Genomic DNA, 9,343 nt, shown 5'->3' with positions numbered 1-9,343 from the left:
CAGCCAATCAAAGTAATCATACTGAAAACATTCAATTGGCTTGTATGAACTGCTATACATACAGCAAGTAGGAGTAGTGCGCTAATATCAGTAAAAACAGTCGCGCCAATAGTAACTGTAACGGCTTCGTTGTCAGCTACACCCAAACGGTTAATAATCGGATAAGCAAGCAAACTATGGGAAGCGAACAAAGAGCCGATGAGTATTGCTGCATTCCAGTCAAAACCAAAAATTCTACCAACTACAGTTCCAACTACAAGCGGTACACCAAATGTAAAGCTACCAAAACCCAATGAACGATTTGCAGTGTGGCGAAACTGGCTAATATTAATCTCAAGCCCAGCAACGAACATTAAGTACACTAGCCCAATGTCCGATAGAAAGTTCATAGTTTGTGAGTCTTTTTGCAGCAAGTTCCAACCATAGGGACCACACACTATCCCTGCTACCAGTAACCCTACTACTCCAGGTAACCGCAGTCGCTCAAATACAATCGGTACAACTAAAATTACTAGCAGTAAAATAGCAAAGGGAACAATTGATTCCTTGCCAAGACCTGGAGATACTGGTGCAAGTGCAAGTACTTGAGATATTAGTTCCATAGGTAGGTTTGGGGCATTCATGTAACAGAGGAAAAAAACACAAGCATTTACAGCACGAAGTAACTGTCAAGCACTCTTCAAGGGAGAACCCTCATCGTAAAATTGACGCTTTTAGTACAAGCATTGTTGCTCGGATATATTTTGTATAGGTAAACGCAATAGTTTAATCTTAAATCAACAGCCTATATATGAATTTGGCTTAATATATATCGTAAACGGTCATAATCGTCTTTGAGTAGTATACTTAAAGTCCGCCCAGCATGAATTAACCATTCTCGGTCAGCTTGACGCAACTGGTAAACTTGGCGAATCGCTGCTGCTACCAACGAATCAATTGGGGCACCACTTATTGTTAACAAAGTTCGCAAAAAGTCTATTTCCTCAGAAAATTTAACTATATCATCAGCTTCACAGCGATAAACAGCTTGGTGAATTTGTGGTGGGCGAGGCGGTAAATATTGATACACCTTACTACTTGAAGTATCTGTTTTTGGCAATTCAAATCCCACAATCACCGCGCGAAACTCGGTTTTGAGCATCGCGAATATTTGGGGTTGTTCTTCACGTAAATCAGCAAGCGACATTCCCAAAGCGCGCGCTCGATGTACGGAGTCAATAGGCATAGTAGTTGCATAGTAAACAACTCCATACACTTGATTGCCTGATTCTTCATCCTGTGATTTTACCCAACTACCAAAAGGTGGCATTGAAGCAAAGCTTAAATCATCTGGCTCTAAACACTGAGCCAGAAATTCGGTTGTCGTTGTCTCAATCACCTCTGCTATGTGACTGGGATTTCTATTACTGCGGTCAAACTGTGGTAAAGGCAGGCGCATAATTGAGTAGGGTGCGTGACGCTATAACAATTATGAAACAAAACTAATGATCTAGTAGCGTCACGCACCGCACGTGAAAAGCTAATACAGATGTTTCGGTTTTTCACACCTCAACTCCAAACTTTTAACTTTTAGTAAGGTGCGTGACGCTATTAAACTTGCTCTTCGTTTCAAAATTTTAGTAGCGTCACGCACCCTACGCTCTTCGTTTCAAAATTTTGGTAGCGTCACACACCCTAGGTTTTATTTCCCTTTTTTACGACCTGCGGTTTCAACAGCTTCCAGTTCCGATAGACGGAAAGTTACTAACTTATCCCAGTTACCACCCTCGAACAAGACGGCAACCTTACCATCGCTTACACGTTGAACTAGTCCTTCAAAGCGATAGTAGGTATCTGCGGGGTTTTTTACGCGAACGGTTGCTCCAGGCAGAATCATGGTCTTACTCTATTTATGTTTTTATGTTTCCTTTCTATAGCTTAATGCCTATTACAGTTTAGAACACAGTAGAGACGTGATTAATCACGTCTCTACACAGAAATAAGAGGCATTATACTTTGGCGCCACTATATATACTTTTTCTTGCTTCGATAATTTGCCACTGACTCAACAATGCCTAGGGATACGAAATTTGTTACCATTGCCGAACGTCCATAGCTCATCCAAGGTAAAGGTATACCCGCAACAGGCGCCAATCCAACGTTCATACCGACGTTAACTATTACTTGGAAAACAATCATTGCTAATACACCTATTGCTAACAGTGAACCAAAATTATCTGTGGCTGTTTGAGCTATATGTAGTAAACGCAGGCAAAGAAAAGCAAAGACTGAAAGCAATACCAAGCAACCGATAAAACCAAATTCCTCACCAACAGCAGAAAATATAAAGTCTGTATGTTGTTCCGGCACGAAATTAAGCTGCGTCATTGGACCTTTATTTAATCCCCATCCAAACCACTCACCCGCGCCAATGGCAATCCGCGATTGATGTTGGTGATATCCTGTCGTTAACAGGTTTTCATCGGGATTTAAAAACGATGTTAAGCGTCCTTTTTGATATTCTTTTAAAACGTGGTTCCAAAGGAAAATACCGATTTCTCCACCTAGCATATTAAGCGACCAGGCGCCAATAGCACTCGCTCCAAACTTTCTCCAAGGTAAAGTTTGCCATCCAATAATCCCCATCGCCACTGCCCACATTAATCCTAAAGGACCGAACACCAAGTCCTTGGAAAAGGCAATCGTAAACGGCCACTGAATACTAAACAATATTGCGGCAATAATTGGCGAAACCATTAATATCAGCCAACCTGGATTCGCATTTGCCCAATACAACATCCCTAGTACTATTGCTCCAAACACTAACGATGTCGCCAAATCCGGTTGTATGAAAACTAATGCCCAAGGAATCGCAGTAAATGCCATCGCGCGGAAAACTGTAGATAAACTTGATGCTGTAGATTTATGTAATAACGCTGCCAAAGTGATAATCATCGCCAATTTGGCAAATTCTGAAGGTTGTACAGGTATACCAGCTATACTTACCCACCGTTGTGCCCCTTTTGCGCTTCTACCGATAATCATCACCGCTACAAGGCTAATGTTGACTACGGTATATATATACCAGTGATACCGAAGTAGATTTTCGTAGCGTACACGGGCAAGAATTAATGCGATTATGGTTCCAGCTACCGAGAATTCCCAGTGGCGCCAGCAGTCAGCCAGACCTTGGCTTAACTCGGTGCTGCGAATCATTAAGCCACCGAAGAAGCTGATGGCTATTACAAGCAAGAAGAGTAACCAGTCGATTTGCTGCCAGGGTTTAATCCAATACTTCCAACGTGATTGGGAGCGTGAATGCTTTTTTAATAACATTGTGCGATTTTAGACTTTAGCTTTAATAGATTTTAAATTTATTCACTACTAAAAATCTGTATTCCCAGGTATCACCTGAGAACCAGAATAAAAATATTTTATTTTTTTACGCCAAAGCTGCAACAGATACTTTACCTGCTATTGCTAACGCAACCGCGCGTAACGCTTTTGCACTCGCAGAATTTGGGTCTGCTGCAACAATTGGCACACCGTTATCTCCACCAATGCGCGTGTCTATCTCCAACGGTATGCAGCCTAGTAGTGGTACACCCAATTCTTGTGCTGTTTTTGACCCACCACCTGAACCAAAAATGTCATATTGTTTTTCAGGCATATCTGGCGGTATAAAATAGCTCATATTTTCTACTATACCCAACACAGGAACGTTCAGTTGTTGAAACATTCGTAGCCCTTTGCGCGAATCTAATAAAGCTACTGTTTGCGGTGTCGTCACAATTACGGCACCTGCCATCGGTACAGCTTGTGTCAATGTTAACTGTGCATCGCCAGTACCTGGAGGCATATCAACAATTAAATAATCAATTTCGCCCCACTCGACTTGGTATAAAAATTTGCGGATAATTCCATTGAGCATTGGACCACGCCAAATCACTGGCTGGTCTTTATCAATAAGAAAACCCATTGATACTAACTTGACGCCGTGATTAAAAGCAGGTTCCAGTATTTCACCATTTGCACCCGGTCGAACAATTAGCGGTGTATCAGTCAACCCCAGCATTGTTGGGTCATTTGGTCCGTAAATATCAGCATCAAGTAAACCAACTTTGGCACCAGTTTGAGCTAATGCCACAGCAACATTAACTGCTACAGTACTCTTACCAACGCCACCTTTACCACTCGAAATTGCAACAATATTTTTCACACCCTTGATACCAGTACGGTCGGGTAAATCTTTCTGTTTTGGTGTTTCTGCCGTGACTTCTACCGCAACATCCATAACACCCGGAAGTTTTTTAACAGCTTTTTGGCAGTCTTCAACAATAAATTCACGTAACGGACAAGCTGGTGTCGTCAACACTAATGTGAAGCTAACCTTACAGCCGTCAATCTTGACGTTACGAATCATATTCAGTTCCACCAGACTTTTGCGGAGTTCTGGGTCTTGCACTGGTCGCAAAACTTCTAACACTGACTGCGTATCAAGAACATCATTCATACTCTTTTCCACCCTTACTGCCCAAAAAAAATTTACAAATGTAATTTCTATCTAACTATTGGATTTTAACTGGCTGTGGGGGTGGATTTACTACAACTAAAAATCGAAACAACCGAATTGACGTGATTTTCTTTTTCTTGACACCGCTTTCAACGCTGTTCCCTCTACTGCTTCAACTAGTGCGCGCGCTACACGGTCAGCGTAGGGACGCGAGAACGACCAAACCAACGGAGACAACCAACCGCGTAATGTTACAGAATACGACAAACAAGTACCACAAACCGTTGACTCGACTTTATAAGTTATCCGCTCCTCAATACCCGGAAGCGCCAATACCCTAATGCTCAACAACTCTCTTGGATTAACTCTTTCGACAAAAATACGAATTGGAATTGGTGATAACCGCGTCACTGCTTGATATATCAATCCTGGTTTCGGGACTAATCCATATGGTACATTAGTACTTTTTAATAGAGGATGCCAGGAAACATCGCCTAAATCAACAACTTTCTGCCATAGCTCATCTACCGAAGCCGAACTAATTTCTCTGTACGTGCGTACTAAAGAAGCACATATTCGGCGCCGTTTACGGTGGATGAACCTAGATAACCAACCTTGCATTTAATTCGACCCTCCTCGCGGTTTGAAAGCTGTGAATGACATGGCTTCTAAGGCAATGATATTAAAAACTTCTCTATCAGAATTTCTCAAAATAGCTGTGATCAAAGCAAGCCCTTTTTTATAAGTTTCTCCACTTAAAATTTTTTTTATATATTCGACTCTTTTTTGACGCTTTAAATGGGTAGTCGTTCCATACATATATCGCTCATTGCGTAATATCTTCCTCCTAATGACGTATACACAAGTTGGAGTAAGTATTAATTTTTATGACAAATTTTGTGGTATGCAGCACTGTCCGTAGATTTTTGTTCATGTCTAATCTTGGTGCCACCAATCGTGATTGTGTATTTTTATGTATCGAGGGGAAGCACCGTTTATTGGTTAAAAAGGTTGCTATGATTGAGTTTTGCTAGTTTAGCGTAGATATTAAGCATTAGTTAAAATAACAAATCGTATACAAGTAAATACACAAATTGAGAGAGAATAACTTTTAGTTACGCCGCGCTTGTGTGTCAACAAAGGGGATATCACGTGTCCGGCTTGTGGTAGTAGCCCAATTGTATGTAAGCCTTGCATTTTGCTGCACCTACCCTGTGGATTAACAACCATAAAACACAAAGAGTGAAAATTTTAATTTAGGTTTTGAGACTTATGTTGACAAACTCGCATTCTCCTGCTATCCAAACTGCTCCATCCAAATTTTTACCTCCAGACAACGCGAAAGAGCGAGTTAGTGCTTTCATGCGTCAATTACAAGACGAAATTGCCACTGGTTTGGAAGCAATTGATGGTGTGGGTAAATTCCAACAAGATAGCTGGGAACGTCCTGAAGGTGGTGGCGGACGTTCACGTGTTCTACGTGATGGAGCAATCTTTGAACAAGCTGGTGTAAATTTTTCTGAAGTTTGGGGTGACCATCTTCCACCATCAATTCTCACTCAGCGTCCTGAAGCTGCTGGACATCGTTTCTATGCGACTGGTACTTCAATGGTTTTACACCCTCGCAACCCTCATGTACCTACCGTTCACTTGAACTACCGCTACTTTGAAGCTGGCCCAGTTTGGTGGTTTGGTGGCGGCGCCGACTTAACTCCTTACTATCCTTTTGCTGAAGACGCAAGTCATTTTCATAAAACTTTTAAACAAGCTTGTGATAAACACCATTCAGAATATTACCCAGTATTTAAACGTTGGTGCGATGAATACTTTTATTTAAAACATCGAGAAGAAACGCGCGGTATTGGTGGTTTATTCTTTGACTATCAAGATGGTCGTGGTGCCTTATATCGTGGACCTCACACAGATGGCCTTGCTGCTCATTACAGCCAAGAAGTCGGAGAACCCACACAACGCACCTGGTCAGAATTATTCTCCTTCATCAAAGACTGTGGTCAAGCTTTTTTACCCGCTTATTTACCCATTGTTGAACGGCGCCATAATATCGAGTACAACGAACATCAACGCAATTTCCAACTTTATCGTCGTGGCCGCTACGTTGAATTTAACCTTGTATACGACAGAGGAACAATTTTTGGACTCCAAACGAACGGACGTACAGAATCGATTTTAATGTCGTTACCTCCATTAGTGCGCTGGGAATATGGCTACAAGCCAGAACCAAATACTCCGGAAGCGGAACTTTACGACACTTTCCTCAAACCTCAAGATTGGGCAAATTGGACACCCAGTCATACTTAGAATCTAGATTCAGCCAGAAACTCTGTTTCTCCAAGTATAATTACCAAGGCATAACATTTGTTTTTATTATGTTATGCCAGCGTAACGCCCACAACTGACGCTGTTTGACGCTTGTTGTGGGTAATTATTCTTGAAAAAAGAGTGGATGATAACGAGATTAAAGGTTATAAAAAATACTAGGTTGATTTATTTCGTAGCGCTAGGGGAGAGAGTGTGTGATTCATATAGAACAAAAAGTTTATAACATTCAAGATGGCAATGATGTAATTGTTTTGACCCCAGCTGGGCGCCTAGATATTACTACAGCTTGGCAGTTTCGCTTGAAGTTACAGGAATGTATATCCAAACTCAGCCGTCATGTTGTTGTTAACCTCGGTCAAGTAAACTTTATCGATAGTTCGGGTCTAACTTCTCTAGTCGCAGGAATGCGCGACGCTGATAAAGTAAAGGGCAGTTTCCGTATTTGTAACGTTCACCCAGAAGCTAAACTTGTTTTTGAGGTAACGATGATGGATACAGTATTTGAAATTTTTGAAACCGAAGAGGAAGCTTTGGAAGGTGTACCCCGTAGTTTAGTTACATAAAGTGCTGAGTGCGCTTGTATTAAACTATAACTCCGCTCATCGTAAGGTGCGTGACACTACTAGTTCATTAGTTTCACTTTACGATTGTTATGGTGTCACGCACCCTACCTCCTAACTTTGGTGTAGCAAAAAGGTCCCATAACAGCTCCCCAAGTAGCTCTTCCTGTTTCTTCGTCAATTCCTTTATCATAAGTTTTTAGTTCTTGCTGATTTACCTCAAAGCCTAATGACACCTGTACAGTGCTACCAAGGTAAGTAAAAGTACATTTAGCTTCGGCAGGTGGTACAGCAGAAAATTCATACTGGTTCGGCGCTAGCTCTTTAACTGAAACATTTAGAACACAACCAGGTAGTAATTCTAATTGGTCATCTGCTAAATTTTGTATTTTATTTGGGTTACTACCTCCACCAGCTAGCCCACCTGGGTCTCTTGGCATGTAGTATTGAACAGTTATAGGAATATCGGGGTTATCGTCCGCGCGCAACCGCATAATACGCTGTCGGTACGGTTTATCAAGACTAGTAATATTCGCCTGTTCGGCGAATATAGTTAGACTATCTTCTGTAAAAATGGGTACAGGAACTTGCCACAAACGTAAGTGAACGTACCAAGTCGGTTCTGTGAGTGCTTGTTTTTGGTTATCAAATTCACCTGTCAAGTATTGGGCTAATGTCTGTAGTTGTGGAGGAAAGCGCATTTCGGTAGTGGTAGTATATGCAGTATTATTATCTCTCGGAACGTATAAACAAAGTTAAAAATACATTCCTTAGGTATTTCTAGTATAGAAAAAGAAACTTTCTGGCAGCTTCAGCAGCTATAATTATAAAGATGCAGAATGCAGGATACAAAAACCTTGCGTATGCAAGACGCAATACGGGTAATATTTTCTCATAATCGCATCTAAAAATATTGTCGCAAAGACAAACTCGTACTTAAGCACGAGAAAATAAACATTCCTTCGCCCTAATAATTATTTGTGAATAACGTCCGTACTGTCTCTGATACAAAGCGAACATTCTACTCCTTACATACTCGCCCGCTGAATACGATTTATCGACGGGTGATAGAGGAGTTGATGGTAGAAATGCACCTGCTATCAGTTAATGTTGATTTCACTTACAACTCAATCTACACCTTGGGTGTTGTCACAGCATTTGACCGCTTTATGCAAGGTTATCAACCTGAAAGCGACAAAGATTCTATTTTCCAAGCCCTTTGTCAAGCAGTTGAGGCAAGTCCAGACCAGTATCGTAATGATGCTAACCGACTGCTTGGTATCGGTAAGAGTCTTCCAGTTAAAGATTTAATCGCATGGCTAAGTCAAACTAACTGTTTAGAAAACGACGAACAATTACAAGCTGAACTCGGTGCCATTGCTAACAATCCCAAGTTCAAATACAATCGATTGTTTGCCATTGGTATATTCACCCTTTTAGAAGCATCTGACCCAGAAGTTGTTAAAGACGAAAAGCTTCGTACTCAAGCTCTTAACTCTATTGCCAAGGGTCTGAATATTTCCGACGACAAACTTAATAAAGACTTGGAGTTGTACCGCTCTAACTTGGATAAGATGGCACAAGCAATGGCTGTAATGGCTGACATGATACAGGCAGACCGCAAAAAACGCGAAGAACGCGCTCTTAACAAACCCCAACAAATTATTCAGTAATGAGTGCTGAGTAATGAGTGCTGAGTAAATAGCTTCTAATTAGAACTCAGCACTCAGCACTCATCACTTTTAACTCAATTAATACGGTACGATTCGATAGATGATGTTACTGACGATAGCAAGTAATAAGGCGCCCATAATAGCGCTCCAGATGCCATAGCGTAAGCGAAAACCCTGGACAAAGTAAGCAGCTAAACAGAAACAGATGACTGCTATCACAAAGGTGAAGAAGTCGGGGAAAAAGTTAAACGTCAAAGCATTTGGTATTGTAAACACAA

The 9,343-nt window shown here is 41.3% G+C and carries 12 protein-coding genes; 3 read left to right on the top strand and 9 right to left on the bottom strand.

Translation table 11 applies throughout. The features are described from left to right. The 7 genes from AC2JBO_RS39685 to AC2JBO_RS39655 form a co-directional block, all read right to left on the bottom strand. Positions 1 to 602, bottom strand: a 602-nt coding sequence (locus AC2JBO_RS39685) for a cation:proton antiporter (RefSeq protein WP_496959127.1), incomplete at its 3' end; no start/stop codon positions are given. Positions 603 to 784: 182 nt separating this feature from the next. After that, positions 785 to 1,438, bottom strand: a complete 654-nt coding sequence (locus tag AC2JBO_RS39680; RefSeq protein ID WP_496959126.1) for an HAS-barrel domain-containing protein — start codon at positions 1,436 to 1,438, stop codon at positions 785 to 787. A gap of 243 nt (positions 1,439 to 1,681) precedes the next feature. Further along, entirely contained in the window at positions 1,682 to 1,876 is a 195-nt protein-coding gene (locus AC2JBO_RS39675; protein ID WP_496959125.1) for an NAD(P)H dehydrogenase subunit NdhS, read from the bottom strand. Between the two features lie 128 nt (positions 1,877 to 2,004). Further along, positions 2,005 to 3,315 carry a rod shape-determining protein RodA gene (rodA, locus tag AC2JBO_RS39670; protein ID WP_496959124.1) on the bottom strand — a complete coding sequence of 437 codons (1,311 nt, stop codon included), beginning with the start codon at positions 3,313 to 3,315 and terminating at the stop codon, positions 2,005 to 2,007. Between the two features lie 106 nt (positions 3,316 to 3,421). Continuing rightward, complete coding sequence (locus tag AC2JBO_RS39665; RefSeq protein ID WP_496959123.1) at positions 3,422 to 4,492, bottom strand: Mrp/NBP35 family ATP-binding protein; 1,071 nt, start codon at positions 4,490 to 4,492, stop codon at positions 3,422 to 3,424. A 96-nt stretch (positions 4,493 to 4,588) separates the two neighbouring features. Beyond that, the gene (locus AC2JBO_RS39660) at positions 4,589 to 5,113 is read right to left on the bottom strand and encodes an SRPBCC family protein (protein ID WP_496959122.1); all 525 of its coding nucleotides are present in this window, start codon (positions 5,111 to 5,113) and stop codon (positions 4,589 to 4,591) included. After that, complete coding sequence (locus AC2JBO_RS39655; RefSeq protein ID WP_496959121.1) at positions 5,114 to 5,311, bottom strand: hypothetical protein; 198 nt, start codon at positions 5,309 to 5,311, stop codon at positions 5,114 to 5,116. It abuts the gene before it with no gap. A 453-nt stretch (positions 5,312 to 5,764) separates the two neighbouring features. On the opposite strand from AC2JBO_RS39655, the gene hemF reads away from it, so the two are divergent. Then, positions 5,765 to 6,811: an oxygen-dependent coproporphyrinogen oxidase gene (hemF, locus tag AC2JBO_RS39650; protein WP_496959120.1), complete on the top strand. Its 1,047-nt coding sequence runs from the start codon at positions 5,765 to 5,767 to the stop codon at positions 6,809 to 6,811. 215 nt (positions 6,812 to 7,026) lie between these two features. Beyond that, positions 7,027 to 7,395: an STAS domain-containing protein gene (locus tag AC2JBO_RS39645; RefSeq protein ID WP_496959119.1), complete on the top strand. Its 369-nt coding sequence runs from the start codon at positions 7,027 to 7,029 to the stop codon at positions 7,393 to 7,395. A 104-nt stretch (positions 7,396 to 7,499) separates the two neighbouring features. On the opposite strand, the gene AC2JBO_RS39640 is transcribed toward AC2JBO_RS39645, so the two are convergent. Beyond that, complete coding sequence (locus AC2JBO_RS39640) at positions 7,500 to 8,093, bottom strand: chromophore lyase CpcT/CpeT (RefSeq protein ID WP_496959118.1); 594 nt, start codon at positions 8,091 to 8,093, stop codon at positions 7,500 to 7,502. Between the two features lie 279 nt (positions 8,094 to 8,372). Between AC2JBO_RS39640 and psb29 the strand changes: the two genes are divergently transcribed. Beyond that, positions 8,373 to 9,065 (top strand): photosystem II biogenesis protein Psp29, encoded by a 693-nt coding sequence (psb29, locus tag AC2JBO_RS39635; protein ID WP_496959117.1) that lies wholly within the window; start codon positions 8,373 to 8,375, stop codon positions 9,063 to 9,065. A 78-nt stretch (positions 9,066 to 9,143) separates the two neighbouring features. Here psb29 and AC2JBO_RS39630 read toward each other — a convergent pair. Then, positions 9,144 to 9,343: phage holin family protein (locus AC2JBO_RS39630; RefSeq protein WP_496959116.1), on the bottom strand; the 200-nt coding region annotated here is incomplete at its 5' end.

The sequence above is a fragment of the Calothrix sp. CBUCES-K 9914 genome (assembly GCF_059640475.1).
Note: the sequence above shows the minus strand (reverse complement) of the source record. Positions and strands in the feature narration are given on the sequence as shown.